The sequence below is a fragment of the Kitasatospora sp. NPDC085895 genome, from assembly GCF_040702125.1.
Lineage (GTDB): Bacteria > Actinomycetota > Actinomycetes > Streptomycetales > Streptomycetaceae > Kitasatospora > Kitasatospora arboriphila.
On sequence record NZ_JBFBJY010000034.1, the window covers coordinates 19,011 to 41,517 of the forward strand.

General features: G+C 75.3%; 23 protein-coding genes. 12 read left to right on the forward strand and 11 right to left on the reverse strand.

Translation table 11 applies throughout. The features are described from left to right. Positions 1–58 precede the first annotated feature (58 nt). From AB0442_RS21460 to AB0442_RS21475, 4 genes are all read right to left on the reverse strand, one after another. A complete protein-coding gene (locus AB0442_RS21460; RefSeq protein ID WP_366164526.1) occupies positions 59–1,300 on the reverse strand; it encodes a DUF6596 domain-containing protein in 1,242 nt (413 codons plus the stop codon). Further along, a complete protein-coding gene (locus AB0442_RS21465) occupies positions 1,297–1,473 on the reverse strand; it encodes a YciI family protein (RefSeq protein WP_366164528.1) in 177 nt (58 codons plus the stop codon). Before AB0442_RS21465 ends, AB0442_RS21460 begins: the two co-directional genes overlap by 4 nt. After that, on the reverse strand, positions 1,470–1,619 hold the full coding sequence (locus tag AB0442_RS21470) for a hypothetical protein (RefSeq protein ID WP_366164530.1): 150 nt from the start codon (positions 1,617–1,619) through the stop codon (positions 1,470–1,472). The genes AB0442_RS21465 and AB0442_RS21470 overlap by 4 nt, the downstream gene beginning before the upstream one ends. A 131-nt stretch (positions 1,620–1,750) precedes the next feature. After that, positions 1,751–2,512 (reverse strand): TetR/AcrR family transcriptional regulator, encoded by a 762-nt coding sequence (locus AB0442_RS21475; protein WP_366164531.1) that lies wholly within the window; start codon positions 2,510–2,512, stop codon positions 1,751–1,753. A gap of 130 nt (positions 2,513–2,642) precedes the next feature. Here AB0442_RS21475 and AB0442_RS21480 point away from each other — a divergent pair, with 130 nt between their 5' ends. From AB0442_RS21480 to AB0442_RS21490, 3 genes are all read left to right on the forward strand, one after another. Continuing rightward, positions 2,643–4,928, forward strand: a complete 2,286-nt coding sequence (locus AB0442_RS21480; RefSeq protein ID WP_366164533.1) for an MMPL family transporter — start codon at positions 2,643–2,645, stop codon at positions 4,926–4,928. 98 nt (positions 4,929–5,026) lie between these two features. Next, the gene (locus AB0442_RS21485) at positions 5,027–5,671 is read left to right on the forward strand and encodes a DUF2993 domain-containing protein (protein WP_366164534.1); all 645 of its coding nucleotides are present in this window, start codon (positions 5,027–5,029) and stop codon (positions 5,669–5,671) included. A gap of 205 nt (positions 5,672–5,876) precedes the next feature. Next, entirely contained in the window at positions 5,877–7,505 is a 1,629-nt protein-coding gene (locus AB0442_RS21490; RefSeq protein WP_366164536.1) for an alpha-amylase family glycosyl hydrolase, read from the forward strand. 33 nt (positions 7,506–7,538) lie between these two features. Here AB0442_RS21490 and AB0442_RS21495 read toward each other — a convergent pair whose 3' ends face one another. The 4 genes from AB0442_RS21495 to AB0442_RS21510 form a co-directional block, all read right to left on the reverse strand. Beyond that, positions 7,539–8,135 carry a hypothetical protein gene (locus tag AB0442_RS21495; RefSeq protein ID WP_366164538.1) on the reverse strand — a complete coding sequence of 199 codons (597 nt, stop codon included), beginning with the start codon at positions 8,133–8,135 and terminating at the stop codon, positions 7,539–7,541. A 68-nt stretch (positions 8,136–8,203) separates the two neighbouring features. After that, positions 8,204–8,380, reverse strand: coding sequence for a hypothetical protein (locus tag AB0442_RS21500; protein ID WP_366164540.1), 177 nt, complete (start codon positions 8,378–8,380; stop codon positions 8,204–8,206). Positions 8,381–8,466: 86 nt separating this feature from the next. Next, a complete protein-coding gene (locus AB0442_RS21505) occupies positions 8,467–9,579 on the reverse strand; it encodes an ABC transporter substrate-binding protein (protein ID WP_366164541.1) in 1,113 nt (370 codons plus the stop codon). 163 nt (positions 9,580–9,742) lie between these two features. Further along, positions 9,743–10,084 (reverse strand): hypothetical protein, encoded by a 342-nt coding sequence (locus tag AB0442_RS21510; protein ID WP_363541562.1) that lies wholly within the window; start codon positions 10,082–10,084, stop codon positions 9,743–9,745. Between the two features lie 121 nt (positions 10,085–10,205). Here AB0442_RS21510 and AB0442_RS21515 point away from each other — a divergent pair, with 121 nt between their 5' ends. The 6 genes from AB0442_RS21515 to AB0442_RS21540 all read left to right on the forward strand — a co-directional run bounded on the left by AB0442_RS21515 (position 10,206) and on the right by AB0442_RS21540 (position 16,075). Continuing rightward, positions 10,206–10,901, forward strand: a complete 696-nt coding sequence (locus AB0442_RS21515; RefSeq protein WP_366164543.1) for a TetR/AcrR family transcriptional regulator C-terminal domain-containing protein — start codon at positions 10,206–10,208, stop codon at positions 10,899–10,901. 56 nt (positions 10,902–10,957) lie between these two features. After that, entirely contained in the window at positions 10,958–12,106 is a 1,149-nt protein-coding gene (locus tag AB0442_RS21520) for an NAD(P)/FAD-dependent oxidoreductase (RefSeq protein WP_366164545.1), read from the forward strand. Positions 12,107–12,591: 485 nt separating this feature from the next. Next, positions 12,592–14,070, forward strand: coding sequence for an MFS transporter (locus AB0442_RS21525; RefSeq protein WP_366164546.1), 1,479 nt, complete (start codon positions 12,592–12,594; stop codon positions 14,068–14,070). Further along, positions 14,067–14,639, forward strand: coding sequence for a TetR family transcriptional regulator (locus tag AB0442_RS21530; RefSeq protein ID WP_366164548.1), 573 nt, complete (start codon positions 14,067–14,069; stop codon positions 14,637–14,639). The genes AB0442_RS21525 and AB0442_RS21530 overlap by 4 nt, the downstream gene beginning before the upstream one ends. A 142-nt stretch (positions 14,640–14,781) precedes the next feature. Further along, complete coding sequence (locus tag AB0442_RS21535) at positions 14,782–15,168, forward strand: STAS domain-containing protein (protein ID WP_366164550.1); 387 nt, start codon at positions 14,782–14,784, stop codon at positions 15,166–15,168. 58 nt (positions 15,169–15,226) lie between these two features. Continuing rightward, positions 15,227–16,075, forward strand: coding sequence for a class II glutamine amidotransferase (locus AB0442_RS21540; protein ID WP_366164551.1), 849 nt, complete (start codon positions 15,227–15,229; stop codon positions 16,073–16,075). 36 nt (positions 16,076–16,111) lie between these two features. Here the strand turns inward: AB0442_RS21540 and AB0442_RS21545 are convergent, their stop codons facing one another. Beyond that, on the reverse strand, positions 16,112–18,133 hold the full coding sequence (locus AB0442_RS21545; RefSeq protein WP_366164553.1) for an NADPH-dependent 2,4-dienoyl-CoA reductase: 2,022 nt from the start codon (positions 18,131–18,133) through the stop codon (positions 16,112–16,114). Between the two features lie 265 nt (positions 18,134–18,398). Between AB0442_RS21545 and AB0442_RS21550 the strand changes: the two genes are divergently transcribed. Then, positions 18,399–18,800: a hypothetical protein gene (locus tag AB0442_RS21550; RefSeq protein ID WP_366164555.1), complete on the forward strand. Its 402-nt coding sequence runs from the start codon at positions 18,399–18,401 to the stop codon at positions 18,798–18,800. A gap of 67 nt (positions 18,801–18,867) precedes the next feature. On the opposite strand, the gene AB0442_RS21555 is transcribed toward AB0442_RS21550, so the two are convergent. Next, a complete protein-coding gene (locus tag AB0442_RS21555) occupies positions 18,868–19,710 on the reverse strand; it encodes an alpha/beta hydrolase (RefSeq protein WP_366164557.1) in 843 nt (280 codons plus the stop codon). A 230-nt stretch (positions 19,711–19,940) separates the two neighbouring features. Here AB0442_RS21555 and AB0442_RS21560 point away from each other — a divergent pair, with 230 nt between their 5' ends. Together AB0442_RS21560 and AB0442_RS21565 are read left to right on the forward strand one after the other, a co-directional pair. Further along, entirely contained in the window at positions 19,941–20,585 is a 645-nt protein-coding gene (locus tag AB0442_RS21560; protein ID WP_359988737.1) for a LysE family translocator, read from the forward strand. Between the two features lie 193 nt (positions 20,586–20,778). Further along, positions 20,779–21,573 carry a class I SAM-dependent methyltransferase gene (locus AB0442_RS21565; RefSeq protein WP_366164559.1) on the forward strand — a complete coding sequence of 265 codons (795 nt, stop codon included), beginning with the start codon at positions 20,779–20,781 and terminating at the stop codon, positions 21,571–21,573. A 13-nt stretch (positions 21,574–21,586) separates the two neighbouring features. On the opposite strand, the gene AB0442_RS21570 is transcribed toward AB0442_RS21565, so the two are convergent. Further along, the gene (locus AB0442_RS21570; protein ID WP_366164560.1) at positions 21,587–22,453 is read right to left on the reverse strand and encodes a carbohydrate-binding protein; all 867 of its coding nucleotides are present in this window, start codon (positions 22,451–22,453) and stop codon (positions 21,587–21,589) included. Positions 22,454–22,507 lie beyond the last annotated feature (54 nt).

The following is a 22,507-nucleotide window of genomic DNA, read 5'->3' on the forward strand; positions in this document are numbered from 1 at the left end:
CGGGGCCGGCCCGGTGGAACAGTGGTGGTGCCCCGCGTAGCAGGTCCGCCGGCCCCGGTTACTCCAGCAGGTCGCGGCGGCGGGCCAGGTAGGCGCGCTCGGCGGTGTTGCCGGCCAGTTCGACGGCCCCGTCGTAGGCGGCGCGGGACTCCCGGTTGCGGCCCAGCCGGCGCAGCAGGTCGGCGCGGGTCGCGTGGTAGGCGTGGTAGCCGGTCAGGGCGTCGCCGAGCCGGTCGACGGCGGCCAGCGCCACCCCGGGGCCGTCGAGTTCGGCGAGCGCGACGGCCCGGTTGAGGACGACGACCGGTGAGGGGTCGAGGCGGAGGAGCCGGTCGTAGAGGGCGACGACCTGCGACCAGTCGGTGTCGTCCACGTGGCGGGCGGAGGTGTGCACGGCGTTGATCGCCGCGAGGATCTGGTAGCGCCCCGGGGCCGCCCCGGTGGCCAGCCGTTCCCGTACCAGCCGGTGGCCCTCGGCGATCAGTGCCGTGTCCCAGGCGCCGCGGTCCTGTTCGCCGAGGGCGACCAGGTCGCCGCCGGGGGAGACCCGGGCGGTGCGGCGGGCCTCGGTGAGGAGCATCAGGGCCAGCAGCCCGGCCACCTCGCCGTCCTCCGGCAGGAGGCCGCGGAGCAGCCGGGTGAGCCGGATCGCCTCGGCGGTGAGGTCGTGCCGTACCGGATCGGTACCGGGGCCGGTCGCCAGGTAGCCCTCGTTGAAGACGAGGTAGAGCACGGCGAGGACCGCGGAGACCCGTTCCGGGAGGTCCTCCGCGGACGGCACCCGGTAGGGGATGCGGGCCGTTTTGATCTTGGCCTTGGCGCGGGTGATCCGCTGCCCCATGGCGCTCTCCTGCACCAGGAAGGCGCGGGCGATCTCGGCGACGGTCAGACCGCCGACCAGACGGAGCGTCAGCGCCACGCGGGCGCCCGTCGCCAGTGCCGGGTGGCAGCAGGTGAAGATCAGCCGCAGCCGCTCGTCGCCGACGGGGCCGAGGGGGTCGGGGGGTTCGTCGTGCGCCATGTCGTACGCCATCAGGGCCTCCCGCTGCTTGGCGTCGCGCTTGCTTTCGCGCCGGATCCGGTCGATGGCCTTGCGGTTGGCGGTGGTGGTCAGCCAGGCGCCGGGGTTGGGCGGCACGCCGTCGGCCGGCCACCGCTCGACCGCCGTGGCGAACGCCTCGGCCACCGCCTCCTCGGCGATGTCGAGGTCACCGAAACGCCTGGTCAGGGCGGCGACCGCGCGGGCCCCCTCCTCGCGGTGGGCGCGGGCGACCGCCTCCCGGACGTCGGTCGTGCTCACAGGACCGGACGCACCTCGACCTTCCGGTTGCAGGCCTTCGAGCCCTCGGACGCCAGCTTGAGCGCCACGTCGAGGTCGGCGGCCTCGACGATCCAGAAGCCGACCAGGTACTCCTTCGACTCCACGAAGGGCCCGTCGGTGAACAGCGCCTCCTCACCGCGGTTGTCGATCACGGTCGCGGTGTCGGGTCCGCCGAGGCCGGCGGCGAAGACCAGTGGCCCTCGGCCCGGAGCCCGTCGTTGAACACGTCGATCGCCGCCATCTCCTCCGCGGTGGCGAGGCCGGAGTCGTCGTGGATCACCGAGAACAGGTACTGCATCGTGAACCATCTCCTGTGCTTCGGGGGCGCCCCTCACGGGCGGCCGCTCACCCCTTCTACGAACGCCTGCGCCCCGATCCGACACCCCCGCCGACAATTCTTCCGAGAACGCCCCGCGCTCCTGCGGACCGTCACCCGTCCGGGGGGCCGGGGATCGTCTCCGGGCGGTCGGTGGCGGCGAGCAGGGCGTGGACGGCGGTGGCCATGGTGCGGCGGGCGGCCGCCACGTCGAGCCCGGAGCTGCGCCAGTGGTGCCAGGTGCTCCAGGTGGTGGCGGCGTCCAGCGCGTTGAGCAGGTCGGTGCGGCGGGCCTCGGGCAGCCGGTCCAGCTCGGTGGCGAAGATCTCCGAGATCCGCGTCCGGCCGTAGTCGAGCATCATCCGCACCGCCTCCTGGACGCGCTCGGACGGGTTCTCCAGCCGCATCATGGCCAACCGCGTCGGGGTGAGCCACTCCAGGATCCGGCCGCGCTGCTCCGCCAGGGCGGCGACCCGCAGCTCCCGCGGGCCGTCGCTCGGCAACGGCTTGATCTGGGAGAGCAGTTGGTCGATCCGCCGGGTGACGGCGGTGTCGGTCAGCTGCGCCATGTCCGCGAAGTGGTGGAACACCAGGCGCCGTGACACGCCGGCCCGTTCGGCCACCCGCTCGGCGGGGAACTGCACCAGGCCCTCGTCGAACAGCGACAGCACCGCGTCGGCGATCTTCTCGCGGGTCAGCCGCCCGCGTTCGGTGCGGCCGTCCGCGGGCTGTTCGGTCCGGCCGTCCACGGGTCGCGCGGCCGGGTCGTCCGAGGGCCGCGCGGCCGGGTCGTCCGAGGGCCGCGCGGCCGGGTCGTCCGAGGGCCGCGCGGTCCGGCCCTCCGCGGGCCGTCCGGGGTCGGGGTTCTGCGGCACGCCGGGGCCTCCTTCCGTCACGTTGACATTATTGCACCGCCAGTGCAACGTACTGATTGCACGGAGAGTGCAATGAGTTCGGCGGGGGGCCCGGTGCCACCCCGTCCCCGTACGGAAGGCCGGTGTGCCGATGTTCACCGCCGTGGGGCGCTGGTGCGCCCGCAGACCGAAACGCGTGGTGGCCGCCTGGCTGCTCCTCCTGGCCGCGGCCCTCGCCGCGGTCGGCGTGCTGGGCAGCGTCACCACCGAGGCGGTGTCCATCCCCGGCAGCGACAGCCAGGCCGCCCGGGACCTCGGCGACGAGGCCTTCCCCGGCTCGGCCTCGGGACGCCAGCCGCTCGTCCTGCACACCGCCGCCGACGGGCCGCTGCTCACCTCGCCCGCGAGCACCGAGGCCGTGAAGCAGGCCGCCGCCGCGATCGCCCGCGTCGACCACGTCGTGGCCGTCACCACCCCGTACGGCCCGGACGGCGCCAAGGCGATCTCCGCCGACGGCCGCACCGGCTACCTGTCGGTCGAACTCGACGTCACCGGACGCGAGATCACCCCCGGGATCACCGACCGGATCACCGCCGCGGCCGCCCCGGCCACCGCGGCCGGCATCGAGGTCACCCCCGGCGGCTTCCTCGCCGCCGCCGTCGACAAGGGCTCCACCGGCCACAGCGAGGCGATCGGCCTCGCCGCCGCCTTCGTCGTCCTCGCCCTCACCTTCGGCGGCCTGGTCGCGGCCGGCCTCCCGCTGCTCGCCGGCGGACTCGGCCTCGGCATCTCGCTCCCGGTGCTCGGGCTGGTCGGCCACCTGGTCGACATGCCGTCCTCCGGCGAGACCATCGCCGCGATGATCGGCCTCGGCGTCGGCATCGACTACACCCTCTTCGGGCTCACCCGCTTCCGCGAACTCCTCGCCGCCGGAGTCGGCCGCGAGGAGGCCGCCGTCCGCACCACGGCCGGCTCCGGCAAGGCGGTCGCCTTCGCCGGCAGCGCCGTGATCGCCGCACTCGCCGGCCTCGCCCTCGGCGGCATCCCGCTGCTGTACGCCCTGGCGCTCGCCCCCGGCATCGCCGTCCTCGTCGCCGTCGGCATCAACCTGACCCTGCTGCCCGCCGTCCTCGTCCTGCTCGGCCCCCGCCTCGCCGCGAGGCCCCGGCGCGGCGCGAAGGCGGAGCAGGCGGGCCCCCGCGGCTGGGGGCGGATCGCCGAGGTCGTCGCCGCCCGGCCGTGGCGCTGTCTGATCGCCGCGACCCTCCTGGTCGGCGCCCTCGCGCTGCCCGCCGCCCAGCTCGCCTTCGGCCAGCTCGACGCGGGATCCAACGCCACCGGCTCCGCGAGCCGCACCGCCTACGACCGGCTCGCCACCGCCTTCGGCCCCGGCATCAACGGCACCCTCCAGGTCACCGACACCCTCGCCACCCCGGCCGAGGGCCTCACCGACGACCGCGTCACCGCCGTCACCCGGGCCCTGCAGACCACCCCGGGCGTGGCCGCCGCCGGGCAGCCGCAGCTCTCCACCGACAAGCATTCCGTCCGCTGGCAGGTCACCCCCACCACCGCCCCCTCCGACCCGGCCACCGCCGACCTCGTCGACCGGCTGCGCGGCGAGACCCTGCCCGCCGCGGCCGGCCGCGGCGACACCGTCCACGTCGGCGGCACACCCGCCGCCCAGGCAGACCTCAACGACCGGCTGGCCCGCCGGATGCCGCTGGTCGTCGGCTTCGTCCTCGCCATCGCCGGACTCCTGCTGCTGCTCGCCTTCCGCGCCCCGGTCGTCGCGGTGAAGGCCGCCGTGATGAACCTGGTCTCCGTCGGCGCCGCGTACGGCGTGCTCACCGCCGTCTTCCAGCAGGGCCACGGCGCCGGCCTCCTCGGCCTCGACGGGCCGGTGCCGATCCCCGGCTACGTGCCGCTGCTGATGTTCGCGGTGCTGTTCGGGCTCTCCATGGACTACGAGGTGTTCCTGCTGACCGCCGTCCGCACCGCCTACCTCCGGCACCGGGACAACCGCCGCGCCGTCGTGGAGGGCCTCGGCGGCACCGGACGGATCATCAGCTCGGCCGCCCTGATCATGGTGAGCGTCTTCCTGAGCTACCTGCTCTCGGACGACCCCGTGGTGAAGATGTTCGGCATCGGCCTCGCCACCGCCGTCGCCCTGGACGCCACGGTGGTGCGCGGCATCCTGGTGCCCTCGACGATGGTGCTGCTCGGCCGCGGCAACTGGTGGCTCCCGCGCCGCCTGGACGCGCTGCTGCCGCACATCGACATCGAGGGCGACGGGACGGAGGAGCCGTCGGCCGCGGCCGCCGAGCCCGCGGCCGCCGAGCCCGGGGCTGCGGAGCCCGGGGCTGCGGAGCCCGCAGCCGTCGCCGAGCGGACGGACGCCGAGCGGACCGCCCTGCCCACCGCGGCCGGTGCACCGTGACGCCCCGGACGGCGGCCGCCCGCCGCACCCGGGCCACGGTGCCGCGCCCGCCGCATCCGCCCCGGGCAGTCCTGCGGGGGCGGATCCGTCCGCGGTGGGTGGCCGCCGCCGCACTGGCGGGCCTCGTCGCGGCCGCGCTCGGCGCCGACCGGGTGGCCGCCGGAGCCGCCGAGGACCGGCTCGCCCACCGGGTCGCCGACCGGCAGCCGGCCGTCGTCGGCACGCCGGAGGTGACCGTCGAGGGCTTCCCGTTCCTGCTGGAGGCGGCCCGCGGCGCCTTCCCGGCCGTCACCGTCCGGGCCGACGCGCACACCGCCGCCGGACTGCCGGTGGCCGCCCGGGTCGACCTGCGGGACGTCTCGGACCGGTCCGGCCACTACACGGCGGCCGGCGCCGAGGCACGGTTCACCGTCCCGTTCGACGCACTGGCCACCGCACTCGGCCCGGACTCCACCGTCACCGCCGACCACGGCCGGCTGCACCTCGCCCGCAGCGTCCTCGGCCTGCCGCTGGAGGTCACCGCCGACGTCCGGCTCACCGGGCACACCGTGACCGTCGTCCCGGCGACCGCGACCCTGGCCGGCCGCCCGCTCGACCCGGCCGACGCCCGCTTCGCCGCGGTCTTCCAGCAGCGCGACCGCACCCTGCCGGAGCTGCCGATCGGCCTGGCCGCGAGCAGCGTCTCGGTGGACGGCGACGGGCTCAGCGTCCACGCGAGGGCCGACCGCACCACCCTCACCTGACACCCCTGCTCGACACGCGACCCGCCGTCCTCGGCCCGTCCGGCCCGTCCGGCCCCTCCGGCCCGGTCCACCCGGCGGCGGTCGCGTGTCCGATTCGGCACCGGCGCCCCGACCCGGCCGCGTCCACGACGGGCCCGGCGGGTAGGGGCCTGGCAGCATGCCCTGAAGGCCCCTGTTCGCCGTCGCCGAAGGAGAACCGCCTCCGATGACCCAGCCGACACCGCCGCACCGGCCCGTCCCCGCCCCGCCCGGCCGCCGCACCCCGGCCTGGCTCGCCGACGCCGTCATCTACCAGATCTATCCGCAGACCTTCGCCGACTCCGACGGCGACGGCATCGGGGACTTCCCCGGCGTGCTGAGCCGCCTCGACCACCTGGAACGGCTCGGCGTCGACGTGGTCTGGTTCAGCCCGTGCTTCACCTCGCCCTTCGGCGACGCCGGCTACGACGTCGCCGACTACCTCACCGTCGCCCCGCGCTACGGCACCAACGACGACCTCGTCCGGCTCGTCGCCGAGGCCCGCCGGCGCGGCATCCGCGTCATGCTCGACCTGGTGGCCGGTCACACCTCCCACCGGCACCCCTGGTTCACCGCCTCCGCCGCCGACCCCGACGACGACCGCTACATCTGGTCCGACCGGATCGGCACCCCCGTCTCGCACTGGATCCCCGCCCCCGGCGCCCGCGACGGCTACTACCTCGCCAACTTCTATCCCGTGCAGCCCGCCCTCAACTTCGGCTACGCCCGCCCCCACCCCGACGAACCCTGGCGGCAGGGCGTCGACGCCCCCGGCCCGCAGGCCAACCGGGCCGCGCTGCGCGAGATCATGGCGTACTGGTTCGACCGCGGCATCGCCGGCTTCCGCGTCGACATGGCCTTCTCCCTGGTCAAGGACGACCCCGGGCTCGCCGAGACCGGCAAGCTCTGGACCGAGATGCGCGAGTGGATCGACACCGCCTACCCCGACTGCGCCCTCGTCGCCGAATGGGGAGACCCCGCGGTCTCCGTCCCCGCCGGCTTCCACGCCGACTTCTTCCTGCACTTCGTCGGCGACGCGCTCCGCTCCCTCTGGGGCAACGCGCAGGGCAGCCACCGCGCCGACTGGGGCACCGCCCCCTGCTACTTCGCCCCCGAGGGCGGCGGCAGCATGGAGCCCTTCCTCGCCGCCTGGCAGTCCGCGTCCGCCGCCGTCGCCGGTTCCGGCCACGTCGCCCTGCCGACCGCCAACCACGACTTCTCCCGGCTCGCCTGCGGCACCCGCACCCGCGACATGACCGCCCCCGCCTTCGCCTTCCAACTCACCTGGCCCACCCTGCCGACCATCTACTACGGCGACGAGATCGGCATGCGGTACGTGCCCGGCACCCCCGACAAGGAGGGCGCCCAACTCGACGACGGCCAGGTCCGCCAGGGCTCCCGCACCCCCATGCAGTGGGACGACGGCCCCAACGCCGGCTTCTCCACCGCCCCCGCCGACCGCCTCTACCTGCCGATCGACCCGGCCGAGGACCGCCCCACCGTGGCCGCCGCCCTCGCCGACCCGGACTCGCTGTTCCACCGCGTCCGGCGGCTGGTCGCGCTGCGCCGCGCGCACCCCGCCCTGGGCGCCGGCGCCGGAGTCGAAGTCCTGCACAGCGGCTACCCGTTCGTCTACCTCCGCGGCGGCACCCACCTGGTGGTCGTCAACCCGCGCCGCGACCCCGCCGAAGCCTCCCTCGCCCCCGGCACCGCCCCGGCCGGCGCCCGCCCCCTGGAGGTCGACCGGGTCACCGTCGAGGGCTCCCGCATCCGCGCCGAGGGCTTCTCCTACGGCGTCTTCGACCTCCGTACCTGACGCCGTGGAGGGCCCGCCGGATGCCGTCAGCCGTCAGCCGTAGAAGCCGTGGAACGGCACCAGTGAGAGCAGCGCCCCGGCGAGGGCCGCCAGCAGGCCGAGCCGGATGCCGCCCGCCTCGCGGGTGCGGGCGGGGGCGCTGCGGCGGGTCTCCACCGGTGCGGTGTCGATCTTGGCGAGGGCGATCCGGCCGGCGAACTCCGCGCCGGGCCGCCGGCGCACCCGCACGTCCCACGGCCGCTCCGGATCGTGGTCCACGACCACCGTCCGGCCGGCCCGGTAGTCCTCCAGGTCCATCAGGTTCACCACGGCCGTGGCGTGCGCCCGGTACGCGGAACGGCCCGTCGGCGCCACCGTCAGATCCAGCTGCAGCGGGATCTCCGGGCCCTCGCCGACCGCCCGGGACGACTCGATCCGGGCCATCGCGGCCTCCGTCCGCACCGGGCCCGCCACGGCCTCCTGCCGCCTCCGGCGGCCCGCGAGCAGCAGCGCGAATCCGAGCATCGCCGTCCACGGCGCCAGGTTCGCGCTGATCACGATCAGCGGAACGCTGGTGTCCGCGATGCCCGCGGCCATCGCCCCCAGTTCACCGCCGGACAGCACGCACAACGCCAGCCCGACCCAGTACACCGCGGCTCCCCCCGGTCGTCCGGCGTGCATCGTACCGACCGCCGGCCGCACCGCGCCGTGACCGCCCGTCAGCCCTCCGCCGGCTCGGGATCGGGACGCAGGTGCTGCTCCCGGATCAGGGCCTTGCGGTACGGGCCGTCCCCGTCGACGTCGTACTCGGGCTCGTCGAAGGCGACCCGGTACGCCAGGTCACCGGGGCTGGCGCGGCGGTGCTCGATCGGCTGCGGCGCGCGGCCGAGGGACACGCGACCGAGGGGCGCCCGACCGGCGCCGCACTGGAGGAGGCCGTACGCCGCGGCCGCGGTGCCCGCCCCGCCGGGGCTGCGAGCCCTCAACCGGAGTGAAGGACCCGGAAGCGGTCGGGGGCCGCAGGATCCCGGTCGACGACCTGGACGGGCGGCCAGGCCCACTGCCGGACGCCGATGCCCGGCACCCGGGAGAACCGGATCGTTCCGCGGGTGCCCTCGACCGCGACGTGCGGCCAGGCCCCGGAGACGTCGGTCCGCCCGATGCCGCGGGTGCGCAGCACCTCGGTCAGGACGGCGATCGTGTCGTAGCCCTCGAAGGCGACGAAGGAGGGGGCCTCGCCCAGCCGTTCGCGGAGGGCCGCCCCGACCCGGGTGCCGAGCGGGCCGAGGCGTTCGGGCAGGTAGCGCAGGAACGGGATCCCGGCGCCGTCCTCGCCCAGCAGCGCCGCCCACGCGGCGAACTCCGGCTGCCCGGCGGGAGCGCCGACGAGGACCCCGGCGAGGCGCGGGTCGCGGCGGACGGCCCGGACGATCGGCACCGCCGGCTCCGGGTGCCCGACCAGCAGCAGGAGGGCGGTCGTCCGCCGGCCGGCGAGCTCCTCGCACAGGTCCGCGGGGGAGAGCGCCCGCATGTCGCACTCGGCGACGGTCGCCCCGTGCGCGGCGAGGCGGTCCCGCAGGATGCCCGTCCCGGTCGCCCAGTAGACGCTCGGCTCGGCCGCGACGGCGATGCTGCGGTGGCCCGCGCCGAGGAGGAAGTCCGCGTAGGTCCGCCAGCCGTGGGACTGGGCCGGGGCGAGACGGGCGACCACCTCGGTCGGCCGCTCGGTGAGCGCGTCGAGGACGGCCGACGAGCAGATGAACGGCAGGCCGAGCGCGTCGGCCCTGGCCGCGGCGGCGCGGGCGACGACGCTGTGGTACTCGCCCACGAGGGCGGCCACGCCCAGGCGGGCCAGTTCGTCCACGGCCGCCGTGGCCCGCTGCGGGTCGGCCGCGGTGTCCCGGACGAGCAGTTCGAGCGGCCTTCCGGCGATCCCGCCGGAGGCGTTGGCCTCGCGGGCGGCCAGTTCGAGTCCGGCGAGCAGGTGCCGGCCCGCCTCGACCCAGCCGGGCCGGGTCAGCGGGACGAGGGCACCGATCCGGACGGGCGGCGGGCCGGTCCGCTCCACTTCGGGCGGCGATGCTGGCGTACTCATGCGTGGCGTCTCCCGGGTGACGGTCCGTCGTCCGGGCAGGCTACCCGCCGCCGCCCGGGTCGGGCGGCGGGGGCGGGCAGTGGGGGAGCCGGCCGGTCGTCAGGCGGGCGAGGACGCGCCCGCGGCCTCGGCCGGTTCGGGGGCGGGTTCGGGGACGGGCGCTTCAGGGCCGGGTGGTCCGGCGGCCGGCGAGCAGGGCCGTGGCGGCGACCGCCGCGACGGCGCCGGCGGCCATCACCCCGCGGGAGGAGCGCCAGGAGAGCACCGACCAGCAGGACCGGGCGGAGAGCAGCGAGCCGGTGCTCAGCCAGGAGCCGACCGAGACCAGCGAGAGGGCCGAGCCGATGGAACCGGCGGACAGTGCGCTGCCCACCGAGCCGACCGAGAGCACCGAGCCGACGGACCCGATGGAGAGGGCCGAGCCGGTCGAGGCGATCGACAGCACGGAGTCCTTGGACCAGAGCGAGAGCAGCGAGTCCGCCCGGGCGGGCGTGCGAGCGACCATGGCCCGATCGTAGTCCGGGGGCTCCGCCGGGGCGGTGGAACGCGGAGGCCCGTCGCCGAGCTCGGACGAACGTGTTCGTTACGAACTTGTTCGTCACGAACACGTTCGTTACTGTGGAGGCATGACCGTACACCCCGACGCCCCGCGCAGCCGCCGCGAACGACCCGCCAAGCCCGCGCTGAGCCGCTCCGGGATCGTCGCCACGGCCGTGGAGCTGATGCGATCCGAGGGCCTCCAGCGGGTCACCATGCGCCGCCTGGCGCAGGAGCTCGACACCGGCCCCGCCTCGCTGTACGTCTACGTCCGCAACACCGCCGAGCTGCACGCCGCCGTCCTCGACGACCTGCTCGGCTCCGTCGACCTCACCCCCGTCACCACGCCCGGCGACTGGCAGGACCGCCTGGTCGCGGTCCTCACCTCGTACACCGACCTGCTCTTCGCGCACCCCGGCCTCGCCCAGTCGGCGCTGGTGGCCCGCCCCTCCGGCGAGCGCTACCTCGACCTGGTGGAGGCGGTGCTCGCCCTGCTCGCCGAGGGCGGTGTCCCCGGCGACCGGGCGTCCTGGGCGCTCGACCTGCTGCTGCAGTTCGCCACCGCCACCGCCGCCGAACACGCCCCGCGGGCCGGTGCCGCGAGCGACGACGGCCCACGCGCCGAGGACTGGGACGCACTCGCCGCCGCCGTGCGCGGCGCCACCGCGGACACCCGCCCGCACCTCGCCGCCCTCGGCGCCGACCTGCTCGCCGGCCCCGGCGAGGCACGGCTCGCCTGGGGCTTCCGCGTCCTGCTCAACGGCGTGCTGCACACCCCGCGCTGAACCGCCGCGCCCACCCCGTCGCCGCCTCCGCCCGCACCCCTGTCAGGAGTTCCGACATGACCACCACCACCCACCACCCGATCACCGTCGTCGGCGCCGGACTCGGCGGCCTGACCCTCGCCCGGGTGCTGCACGTCCACGGCATCGACGCGATCGTCCTCGACCTGGACGCCTCGCCGACCGCCCGCCACCAGGGCGGCATGCTCGACCTGCACGAGGACTCGGCCCAGGTCGCGCTGCGCGCCGCCGGCCTGTACGAGGAGTTCCTCGCGATCGTCCACCCCGGCGGCCAGGCGATGCGCATCGTCGACCGGCGCGGCAGCGTCCTGATGGCCGACGACGAGGGCGACGAGGGCGGCCGGCCCGAGGTCAACCGCAACGACCTGCGCCGCATCCTGCTCGACTCGCTGCCCGCCGGCACCGTCCGCTGGGGTGCCAAGGTGACCGGCGCCCGGCCGCTCGGCGACGGGCGGCACGAAGTCCGGCTCGCCGACGGCGGCGTCCTCACCACCGACCTGCTGGTCGGCGCCGACGGCGCGTGGTCGCGGATCCGGCCGCTGGTCTCGGCGGCCGTCCCCGCCTACACCGGCATCTCCTTCGTCGAGACGGACCTGCCCGCGACCTCCGCCGCCCACGCCGCGACGCTCGGCCTCACCGGGCGCGGCATGATGTTCGCGCTCGGCGAGGACCGCGGCCTGCTCACCCACCTCGAGAACGACGGCACCGTGCACGGCTACGCCGCCCTGCGGGTGCCCGAGGAGTGGGCGGGCGGCATCGACTTCACCGACGCCGGTGCCGCCCGCGCCGAGGTCCTCGCACACTTCGACGGCTGGGACGAGCGGCTGCGGGCACTGATCGCCGACGCCGAGGGAGCCCTCGTGCCGCGGCCGATCCACGCCCTGCCGATCGGGCACCGCTGGCCGCGGACCCCCGGCGTCACCCTGCTCGGCGACGCCGCCCACCTGATGTCGCCCTTCGCCGGCGAGGGCGCCAACCTCGCCATGCTGGACGGCGCGGAGCTCGCCGCCGCGATCGTCGCCCACCCGGGCGACACCGAGGCCGCGCTCGCCGCCTACGAGCGCGAGCTCTTCCCGCGGAGCGAGGCGTCCGCCGCGGAGTCCGCCGACAACCTCGACCTCTGCTTCGCCGCCGACGCCCCGCGCGGCCTGTTCGAACGGATGACCGCGTACCAGGCCTCGGCCTGACGTCCGACGGATCCCCGGAATTCCCCGGGGGCCTGTGCGGGAACGGCCCGAGGGAACGGCTTACGAGGGGAGCCGGAGGACCCCGGCCGGGGACGACGAGGCCCGGGTCGTCGCCGATGAGGTCGCGGTTCAGTTCGTGCAGGGCCTGCCGGCCGCCGGAGACCCCCGGGCCTCGGCGATGCCGGCCAGGTCCTCGCCCCCCCCTGGACCGTCCACCGCGGTTCCGCTTCGGCCTGCACGGACTCCGGTCCGGCGGCCGACACGACGGGCGGCTCACCCGCCCGGCCCCGCGACGGCCCCCGACCGGCCCGCACCCCGACCCCGTCCGGTCGCATGCCGCGCCGCCCGGCCGGGAGCGGCGGACCGACGACCTCTCCGGCCCCGCCTGCCCCACCCGTACCCCGCTCACCCGCCCGGGTGCACAGACGTTTACCCTGGGGGGTGAACACGCGTACACCAGTCCCCGGCTGCCGATCAGGAGCACCATGACCGAGACCGGGCCACCCGGCACCGAGCCCTCCGCACCCCCGTACCTCGTCGGCATCCTCGCCTTCTGCGGCGTGGTCGTCGCCGTCATGCAGACGCTGGTGGTGCCGCTGCTCCCGCACGTCCCGCAGCTGACCGGAAGCACCCCGACCGCCGCGAGCTGGCTGGTCACCGTCACCCTGCTCACCGGCGCGGTCTGCACCCCGCTGCTCGGCCGGATCGGCGACATGTACGGCAAACGCCGCGTCCTGCTCGCCTCGCTCGGCGTGCTCGTGCTCGGTTCGGCGCTGTGCGCGGTGAGCTCCCACATCGGCGTCCTCATCGCGGGCCGCGCCCTGCAGGGCGCGGCGCTGGCCGTGGTGCCGCTGGGCATCAGCATCATGCGCGACGAACTGCCGCCCGCCCGGGTGCTCCCGTCCGTCGCACTGATGAGCTCCACGCTCGGCATCGGCGCCGCCGTCGGCCTGCCGGCCGCCGCACTCGTCGTCGAGCACGCGGACTGGCACACCATGTTCTGGGTGTCCGCCGGCCTCGGCCTGCTGGACATGGCCCTGGTGCTGTGGCGGGTCCCCGAGTCCCCGGTGCGCACCGCCGGCCGCTTCGACGTGCTGGGCGCGGTCGGCCTCTCCGCCGTGCTGGTGGCGCTGCTGCTGGCGGTCACCCAGGGCGCCCAGTGGGGCTGGACCTCCGGCCGTACCCTCGGCCTGGTCGCCGCGGCCGTCGTGCTGGCCCCGCTCTGGCTGCGCCACGAACTGCGCCACCCCGGCCCGATGGTGGACCTGCGGATCTCGGCCCGCCCCGCGGTGCTGCTCGCCAACGTCGCCGCCCTGCTGATCGGCTTCGCCTTCTACGCGAACTCGCTGGTCACCGCACAGATGGTGCAGGAGCCGAAGAGCACCGGGTACGGGCTGGGCGCGTCCATCGTGGTCAGCGGCCTGTGCCTGCTGCCCGGCGGCCTCTCGATGGTGGCGCTCTCGCCGGTCTCGGCGCGGATCTCCGCCGCCTTCGGACCGAAGGTGACCCTGGCGGTGGCGGCGGGCGTGATGGCGATCGGCTACGTCGTCCGGTTCTTCACCAGCCACCAGCTGTGGATGATCATCACCGGGGCGACGGTCGTCTCCGCCGGCACCGCCATCGCCTACAGCGCGCTGCCCGCCCTGGTGATCCGGGCGGTGCCGGCCTCCGAGACGGGAGCGGCGAACGGCCTCAACACCCTGATGCGCTCGCTGGGCCAGGCCGTCTGCAGCGCCGTGGTCGCCGCCGTCCTCGCCAACCTGACCTTCCGGGTCGGCGGACGCACCGCCCCGACCCTCCACGCCTACCTGGTCGTCTTCCTGGTCGCCGCCGCGGCCGCGGTGCTGGCCCTGCTGGTCACGCTCGCCCTGCCCGGCCGGCAGCGCCCGGCGGCCACCGGTGCCGCGGACGGACCGGTCGCCGGCGACCGGGAGTCCGCGGCGGTCGGGGAGGGTCGGGCATGACCGACCACACCACCGACCCCGACCCCGCTGCCGGCGGCGGACGGCAGGCGATCCTGCGCGCCGCCCGCAGGGCCTTCGCCCTCCAGCCGTACGCACAGGTCACGCTGCGCGGCATCGCCGCCGAGGCCGAGGTCAGCGCCTCGCTGATCGTCAAGCTGTTCGGCAGCAAGGAGGAGCTCTTCGCGCAGACCGCGGACTTCTCCGCGGACCTCGACGAACTGCTCGACGCCCCGCTGGAGCGGCTGGGCCGCCACCTGGTGCTCACGCTGGTCCGCGTCCGGCGGGAGCGCCACACCGACCCGCTGCTGCGGGTCGTCCTCTCGCTCGGCATGGCCGACGAGCGGACGGTGATCAGGGTCCGGTTCCGGGACCAGGCGACCCGCCGCCTCACGGACCGGCTGGAGGGCCCGGACGCCGAGTTGCGCGCCGAGCTGATCCTCGGACAGCTGCTCGGCCTGGGCGCCACGCTGAGCATCCACCGGGACGGCGGTGCCGGTGAGCAGACCGCTCCCGAGCGGCTCGCCGACCTCTGCGCCCCGGCGCTGCAGCGGCTGGTCGACGGCCCCTGACAGCCCCGCTCCGCACGACGGCCGCGCACGACGGACCGCCCGACGACGGCCGCACCAAACGGCCGCACCCGGCGGCCGCGTACGGCCCGGTCCGCCGGCGCGGCCTACCGTGGAGTGGCGGGGGTGAAGGGAGCGTTCCGAGATGGTCCGGACACCGTCCCACCTCACGGTCGTGGTGCTGGCCCAGGCGGGCGGCCCGCTGGTGCGCGTCGCGGGCACGATCGACCGCGAGACCGCGCCGCGGCTGGCCGACGCGCTGCAGCAGCCGTGGGCCTCGCGCAGTGCGCCGCCGGCCGTCCGGGTCGACCTCGCGGCGGTCGCGTTCTGCGACTCCCGCGGCCTCAACGTGCTGCTGGACGCCGACCGGCAGGCCCGCGACCGGGGCAGCACCCTGCGGCTGGAGAACGTGCCGGACCAGCTGCGACGGCTGCTGGCGGTGACCGGCACCGACGAGGTCCTCACCCTGCATTCCGGTCGGCCGTCCGGAGGGCCCGCCCGTCCGGCCCCGCCTACCGTGGAAGGCGGGTGACGGGTCCGCGGCCGGTCCGCCCGGCCGCCCGGTGCGCCCGCGAGGGGACGGTGAGGACATGTGCAGATGGCTGGCCTACTCCGGGTCGCCGATCGCGCTGGCGGAACTGCTCTACAAGCCCCGGCACTCCCTGATCGACCAGAGCCGCCACGCCCGGATGGGCGTCGAGACCACCAACGGCGACGGCTGCGGCGTCGGCTGGTACCCGGACATCGGCGGCGGCACCGACGGTGCCGAACCCGCGATCTTCCACGCCACCGGACCGGCCTGGAGCGACCGCAACCTGCTCGAACTCTCCCGCTGCGTCCGCTCGCCGCTCTTCCTGGCGCACATCCGCGCCTCCACCGGCACGGCCGTGCAGCAGAGCAACTGCCACCCCTTCCGGTACGGCCGCTGGCTGTGGATGCACAACGGTGCGATCAGCGGCTTCCCGGAGCTCAAGCGCGACCTGGCGCTCACCGTGGACCCGACGCTGTACCCGTTCATCGAGGGGTCCACCGACTCGGAGCTGATGTTCTACGTGGCGCTGACCTTCGGGCTGCAGGACGACGCCCCGCGCGCCGTCGAGCGGATGATCGGCACGATCGAGGCGGTCGCGCAGCGCCACGGCGTCCCCGACCCGCTGCAGATGACGGTCGCGGTCTCCGACGGCCACCGGCTGTGGGCCTTCCGCTACTCCACCGAGCGCCACTCCCGCTCGCTGTTCTTCAGCACCGACGTCCGCACCCTGCGCACCCTCCACCCGGAGATCGAGGCGCTGCAGGAGGTGGCGGACGGGACGCGGATCGTGGTCTCCGAGCCCCTCGGCGACCTGGAGGGCGCCTGGCACGAGGTGCCCGAGTCCTCCTACGGCGTCGTCGAGGACGGGCACGGCGAGCTGCACACGTTCAGCCCGCTCGCGCCCTGACCCCGTTCCCGGCCCTGTCCGCGTCCCCGTCGTCCGTCAGAGCGCCGCGGCGAGGCGGGTGCCCTGGTCGATGGCGCGCTTGGCGTCGAGCTCGGCCGCGATGTCGGCCCCGCCGATCAGGTGCGCCTCGATGCCGAGCGCGCGCAGCTCCTCGTGCAGGTCGCGGCGCGACTCCTGGCCGGTGCACAGCACCACGGTGTCGACCGGCAGCAGCTGCGGCTCGCCGTCGAGCTCGAAGTGCAGGCCCCGGTCGTCGATCAGCTTGTAGGTGGCGCCGGCGACGGTGGTGACACCGCGGTGCTTGAGCTCGGTGCGGTGGATCCAGCCGGTGGTCTTGCCGAGGCCGGCGCCGACCTTGCCGGTCTTGCGCTGCAGCAGGTGGACGCGGCGCGGGGAGGCGCTGCGCACCGGCTCGGCGAGGCCGCCCGGAGTGGTGTGGTCGGTGTCCACGCCCCACTGGGCGAAGAAGACGTCGGCGTTGTGGGCGGCCTGCTCGCCCGGGTCGGTGAGGAACTCGGCGACGTCGAAGCCGATGCCGCCGGCGCCGAGGATCGCGACCCGCTCGCCGACCGGCGCCCCGTCGCGGAGCACGTCCAGGTAGCCGACGACGCTCGGGTGGTCGACGCCCTCGATGTCCGGGACGCGCGGGGTGACGCCGGTGGCGAGGACGACCTCGTCGTAGCCCTCGGCGGCCAGCGCCCCGGCGGTCGCGGTGGTGCCCAGGCGCAGTTCGACCCCGCGGGCGTCCAGCTGGTGGCGGTAGTAGCGGACGGTCTCGTCGAACTCCTGCTTGCCGGGCACCTTGCGGGCGACGTTCAGCTGCCCGCCGACGGTGTCGGCCGCGTCGTAGAGGGTGACGGCGTGGCCGCGTTCGGCGGCGGAGACCGCGAAGGCGAGGCCGGCCGGGCCGGCGCCGACCACGCCGATCCGCTTGCGCAGCTTGGTGGGGGAGAGGACGAGCTCGGTCTCGTGGCAGGCCCGCGGGTTGACCAGGCAGGAGGTGATCTTGAGGCTGAAGGTGTGGTCCAGGCAGGCCTGGTTGCAGCCGATGCAGGTGTTGACGGCCTCCGGGGTGCCGGCGGCGGCCTTGGCGACGAAGTCGGGGTCGGCGAGCAGCGGCCGGGCCATCGAGACCAGGTCGGCGTGGCCGTCGGCGAGGATCTGCTCGGCCAGCTCGGGGGTGTTGATCCGGTTGCTGGTGACCAGCGGGATGCCGACCGAGCCCATCACCTTGCGGGTCACCCAGGTGAAGGCGCCGCGCGGCACCGAGGTGGCGATGGTGGGGATGCGGGCCTCGTGCCAGCCGATGCCGGTGTTGATGACGGTGGCGCCGGCCGCCTCGACTGCCTTGGCGAGCTGCACCACCTCGGCGAGGGTCGAGCCGCCGGGGACGAGGTCGAGCATGGAGAGCCGGTAGACCAGGATGAAGTCCTCGCCGACCCGCTCGCGGACCCGGCGGACGATCTCGACCGGGAAGCGCATCCGGTTCTCGTAGGAGCCGCCCCAGCGGTCGGTGCGGTGGTTGGTGGGGGCGGCGATGAACTCGTTGATCAGGTAGCCCTCGGAGCCCATGATCTCGACGCCGTCGTACCCGGCCGCGCGGGCGAGCCCGGCGCAGCGGGCGAAGTCCTCGATCGTCTGCTCGACCTGCTCGTCGGTGAGCTCGTTCGGGGTGAAGGGGCTGATCGGCGCCTTGAGCGGGCTGGGCGCGACCAGGTCCTGGTGGTAGGCGTACCGGCCGAAGTGCAGGATCTGCATGGCGATCCGGCCGCCGGCGGCGTGCACCGCGTCGGTGACCACCCGGTGCCGGGCTGCCTCCTCCTCGGTGGCCAGCATCGCGCCGCCCTCCCACGGGCGCCCGGCCTCGTTGGGGGCGATGCCGCCGGTGACGATCAGGCCGACGCCGCCGCGGGCGCGCTCCGCGTAGAAGGCGGCCATCCGCTCGAAGCCGTCGGGCGCCTCCTCCAGGCCGACGTGCATCGAGCCCATGACCACCCGGTTGGGCAGCGTGGTGAAGCCCAGGTCGAGCGGGCTCAGCAGGTGGGGGTACGCGGTCATCCGGGGCTCCTCGCACGGTCGGGTGGCTGGGCCCGTCCGGCGATCCCCGCCGCGCGCCGGTGCGGCGCCGTTCGTCGGACAGGCCCGGGCCCTTTGTAGACCGCCGGGACCCGATTGTGCAACTAGGTGCATAGGTCGCCGGGGTCGGAGGGGGTGGCCCCGGGCCGCCCGGGGGTGCTGATGTGGCGTCAGTTCGCCTCGCGCACTCGGGTGGCTCGGACATCCGCCACATCCGGGTCGGTCCGTCTCACCGAAGGAGCCGCTCGTGCGAATCTCCCGACCCGCCGCGGTGAAGCTCCACGCCACCGACGAGGGCAAGGGCCACGCCCTCATCGCCGCAGCCGCCGCCACCCACCCGGGCATCGAGACCGGGCGCGCCGAGGTCGCGAAGTGCCGCTGCGCGCGGGTGGACGTCGACCCGGTCATCGAGAGGATCGGGAACGCGGCCCGGGCCGGCACCCTCCCGGTGCAGGTCTTCGCCGCCCGGATGGCGCCGGGCGCCGCCGGTGTCCAGGTGCGGACCGCCGAGGGGGGCACCGGTTCCCAGGAGCTCAGGGCCGCTCTGGGCGGTCTGGCCGGGAGTGTCCCGGTGACCCTGGTGGAAGGCCGCGAGATCCACGGCCCCGACGGAACCGACCGGCCCCCTCCGTCCACCCCCGTCCCGTGACCGGGCCCGGGGCGTGCTGCGGGAGGTCCCGGTCGCGGTTCCGCCGAGGCCGCCCGGGAATCGTCTTCTAGCCGGTGACGCAGAGGATCCAGGCGACCAGCTCGGCCGCGACCTCGACCCGGTTGGTCTCGTGCAGGATCTCGTGCCGGGCGCCGCGGTAGGTGCGGTAGGTGACGTCGGTGAGGCCCGCCCGGCGGTAGCGCTCCACCACCACGTCGGAGAGCGTGAGCTCGGCGTTCATCGGGTCGCGGTCGCCCACCGCCACGTAGACCGGCAGGTCGGGGCGGACGGTATCCGGCCTGGCCAGCCGGTGTGCCGCGGCGGCGAGGTCCTCCCAGCCCCGGTCGTCCAGCGCGAAGCCGCAGAGCGGGTCGGCGAGGTAGGCGTCGACCTGGGCCTCGTCCCGGGTGCGCCAGTCGTGATCCGTGCGGGCGGGTTCGAAGGGCGCGTTGAAGGCGGCCGCGGCGTCGCCGCCGGCCGCGGCCAGGGTGGTGAGCAGCCGGTCGAGCGCGGTGGTGCCGGAGAGCGCCACGCCCGCCAGCCGCTCCGAGTGGTCGAGGACGTACTGCTGGGAGGCGAGGGAGCCCAGGCTGTGGCCGACCAGCACCAGCGGCAGCCCGGGATGGCGCCGGTGGGCGAGGTCGGAGAGTGCGACCATGTCCTGGACGAGCAGGTTCCAGCCGTCCTCGCCGAGGTGGCCGGGGCCGGCGCCGAGGCTGTGGCCGTGGCCGCGGTGGTCGGCGGCGTACACGGCGTACCCCTGGCCGGTGAGCGACGCGGCGAGGTGGGCGTAGCGGCGGGCGTGCTCGCCCGTGCCGTGGGCGAGCTGGACGATGCCGCGCGGCGGGCCGACGGGCTGCCACTCGTGGACGTGGATCTCCAACCCGTCGCTGCTGGTGAAGGTGAACATCCGGCGGCTCCTCGGCAGGTGGTGCGCGGGCCGCGGGCAGGGGAGGCGGCCCGGGGGCCGCCGAGGCCGGGGCGTGCAGTCGTCGCCATGCGCGCCGGGTGCGGGGGCAGCCCGTTCGTGAAGACGCTACGCCATTCGACAATGTCGAACAATGGTCGGTCGGTCTCGGATCGGCATCGGCGCGGTGGGCCCGTCGAACACCTGAACGGAGGTCGGGATAGGCTCACCGGGTGATCAGCGCGAGTGCCATCGGCGGAATCGCCGCAGTCTCCTTCGGCATGGTGATGACCCCCGGGCCGAACATGATCTACTGCGTGTCGCGGTCCGTCAGCCAGGGCCGCCGCGCCGGACTGATCTCGCTCGGCGGCGTCGTCCTCGGCTTCCTCGTCTACCTCACCGCCGCGGTCGCCGGGATATCCGCCCTCTTCGCGCTCGTCCCGACCGCCTACCTGGCGCTCAAGCTCGCCGGCGCCGGCTACCTGCTCTGGCTGGCCTGGCGGGCCTTCCGCTCCCCGGCCCACTCGCCCTTCCGGGCCGCCGAGATGCCCCACGAGCGGCCGCTCAAGCTCTTCGGCATGGGCGCCCTCACCTGCCTGCTCAACCCCAAGCTGGCCGTCCTCTACATCACCCTGCTCCCGCAGTTCGTCCGGCCGGAGAAGGGGCAGGTCGCCCTGCAGAGCGCCCTGCTCGGCCTCACCCAGATCACCGTCGGCACCCTCGGCAACGCCGCCTTCGTGCTCACCGCCGGTGCACTGGCCGGCTTCCTCTCCCGCCGCCCGCTGCTGCAGCGCCTGCACGGCTGGGCCACCGGCACCCTGCTCGCCGCCTTCGCCCTGCGCATCGCCACCGAACGCAGCCGCGCCGCCGTGGCCTAGGAACGGCTTCAAGGGTGTGCGGGTGGTCACCTCAGGGGGCGCGGGGGCACCCGGTGGTGCACCCGCGGCTGCGGAGGCGTCGATCCTGCTGCTCACCGCCCTGCCGGCGTGCCACACTCGCAGGAACGGCAGTCCGGCCGCGGCCGCGACCGGCCCGCCGGTCCACGGTCGCCCACCACGGGAGGCAGACGGCATGGCCTTCGACGGCTCGATCCCCGGCGTCTACCAGCAGTACATGGTGCCGCTCCTCTTCCGCCCCTACGCCCGGGACCTCGCCGCCCGACTGATGTCCGACAGGCCCGCCCGGGTGCTGGAGACGGCGGCCGGCACCGGCGCGGTGACCCGGGAGCTCGCCGCGGTGCTGCCCGGGTCCACCGGGATCGTCTCCACCGACCTGAGCGGGCCGATGATCGAACTCGCCGCCGCCTCCCACACCGGACGCCCGGTGGACTTCCGGCAGGCCGACGCCCTCGACCTGCCCTTCCCCGACGGCTCCTTCGACGCCGTGGTCTGCCAGTTCGGCGCGATGTTCTTCCCCGACAAGCCGCGGGCCTTCGCCGAGGCGCGGCGGGTGCTGCGCCCGGGCGGCGTGCTGCTGTTCAACGTGTGGGACCACATCGCCGCCAACGAGTTCGCCGCGACCGCGGCGGCGACCGTGGCCGCGCTGGTGCCCGAGGACCCGCCGGACTTCATGGCCCGGATCCCGCACGGCTACCACGACCACGTGGCCATCGCGCGGGACGTCGGCGCCGGCGGGTTCGAGGCGCCCCGGATCGAGACCGTGGAGGCCCGCAGCCGGGCCGGGTCGGCGGTCGAGGTCGCGACCGCCTTCTGCCACGGCACGCCGATCCGCCACGAGATCGAGGCCCGGCCCGGGATCTCGCTCGCCGAGGCGACCGACGCGGTCGCCTCGGCGATCGAGGAGCGGTTCGGCGGCGGCCCCGTCGTGGGCGCGATGCGCGCCCACGTGGTGACCGCCGTCCGCTGACCGGTCCCGTCCGTCAGACCCGCCGCCACAGCGCCGGCACGTTCGGCGGCTCCCAGCCGGCGAACGCGGTGTGCGCCTGGATGCAGACGTAGCCGACGCCGTCGTAGGTGACCGCGTCGCCGACCCGGTACGCCGTGCCGGCCCGCCAGGTGCCGCCCGGCGTCGGCCCGGTCGGGGTCGGGGTGGGCCCGGTGGGTGACGGGGACGGCGACTGCGGCACGTCCAGGACGAAGTCGAAGGACGCCTCCCGCCCGGGCCCGGACTGCCGGACGGTCATCACCAGCCGCGGGTCGAAGACGGTGTCCGTCGAGTTCCTCGGCTCGCCGGGGAAGTACAACTGGGTGGTCAGCACCGGGCGGCCGGGGGCCTGCAGCTTCACGTGCAGGTGCCGGGTGCGGCCCGGGTACAGCCCGGGCACCACGGTGGTCAGGGTGAACCGGCCCTGCTCGTCGCTGAACTGGTGTCCGCGGAAGCCGTACCCGGAGTTGTCATAGGCCCCGGCGGTGTCCGCCTGCCAGAAGTCGAGCAGCACGCCCGCCAGCGGCCGGCAGGCCCGGCCGAAGACGTAGCCGCTCACCGTCAGCGCTGTGCCGGAGCCGGTCAGCACGGTGCGCAGCGGCGAGCCCGGCTTGAAGTACGGGCCCTCGATCTGCTCGGTGGTCGGCTCGTCGCCGTCGTGGCAGGCCGGTGTCAGGCCCACCGGGCCGCCGTCGCCGTCGCGGGCCAGCGCCGCGCCGCCGCCGAGCAGGACGGGGGCGGCGCCGGCCAGCACGGCGGCCTTGAGCAGGTTCTTGCGGGTGATCCAGGGCTCGCCGGTCGGCCGGGACTGCGGTCGCTCCTGGGGCTGGTCCTGGGGCTGCGGCGGAGGCGGAGTGGGCATGGCGGATCGCTCCGTTCGGGGTGGGGGCGCAGGACCGTGGGGGTGTCCTGCGCA

Coding starts and splice junctions, on each gene's coding strand:
- AB0442_RS21470 (WP_366164530.1), bottom strand. CDS start 1,619: ATGCAGTACCTGTTCTCGGTGATCCACGACGACTCCGGCCTCGCCACC.
- AB0442_RS21480 (WP_366164533.1), top strand. CDS start 2,643: ATGTTCACCGCCGTGGGGCGCTGGTGCGCCCGCAGACCGAAACGCGTG.
- AB0442_RS21490 (WP_366164536.1), top strand. CDS start 5,877: ATGACCCAGCCGACACCGCCGCACCGGCCCGTCCCCGCCCCGCCCGGC.
- AB0442_RS21505 (WP_366164541.1), bottom strand. CDS start 9,579: ATGAGTACGCCAGCATCGCCGCCCGAAGTGGAGCGGACCGGCCCGCCG.
- AB0442_RS21510 (WP_363541562.1), bottom strand. CDS start 10,084: ATGGTCGCTCGCACGCCCGCCCGGGCGGACTCGCTGCTCTCGCTCTGG.
- AB0442_RS21515 (WP_366164543.1), top strand. CDS start 10,206: ATGACCGTACACCCCGACGCCCCGCGCAGCCGCCGCGAACGACCCGCC.
- AB0442_RS21520 (WP_366164545.1), top strand. CDS start 10,958: ATGACCACCACCACCCACCACCCGATCACCGTCGTCGGCGCCGGACTC.
- AB0442_RS21525 (WP_366164546.1), top strand. CDS start 12,592: ATGACCGAGACCGGGCCACCCGGCACCGAGCCCTCCGCACCCCCGTAC.
- AB0442_RS21530 (WP_366164548.1), top strand. CDS start 14,067: ATGACCGACCACACCACCGACCCCGACCCCGCTGCCGGCGGCGGACGG.
- AB0442_RS21535 (WP_366164550.1), top strand. CDS start 14,782: ATGGTCCGGACACCGTCCCACCTCACGGTCGTGGTGCTGGCCCAGGCG.
- AB0442_RS21540 (WP_366164551.1), top strand. CDS start 15,227: ATGTGCAGATGGCTGGCCTACTCCGGGTCGCCGATCGCGCTGGCGGAA.
- AB0442_RS21545 (WP_366164553.1), bottom strand. CDS start 18,133: ATGACCGCGTACCCCCACCTGCTGAGCCCGCTCGACCTGGGCTTCACC.
- AB0442_RS21555 (WP_366164557.1), bottom strand. CDS start 19,710: ATGTTCACCTTCACCAGCAGCGACGGGTTGGAGATCCACGTCCACGAG.
- AB0442_RS21565 (WP_366164559.1), top strand. CDS start 20,779: ATGGCCTTCGACGGCTCGATCCCCGGCGTCTACCAGCAGTACATGGTG.
- AB0442_RS21570 (WP_366164560.1), bottom strand. CDS start 22,453: ATGCCCACTCCGCCTCCGCCGCAGCCCCAGGACCAGCCCCAGGAGCGA.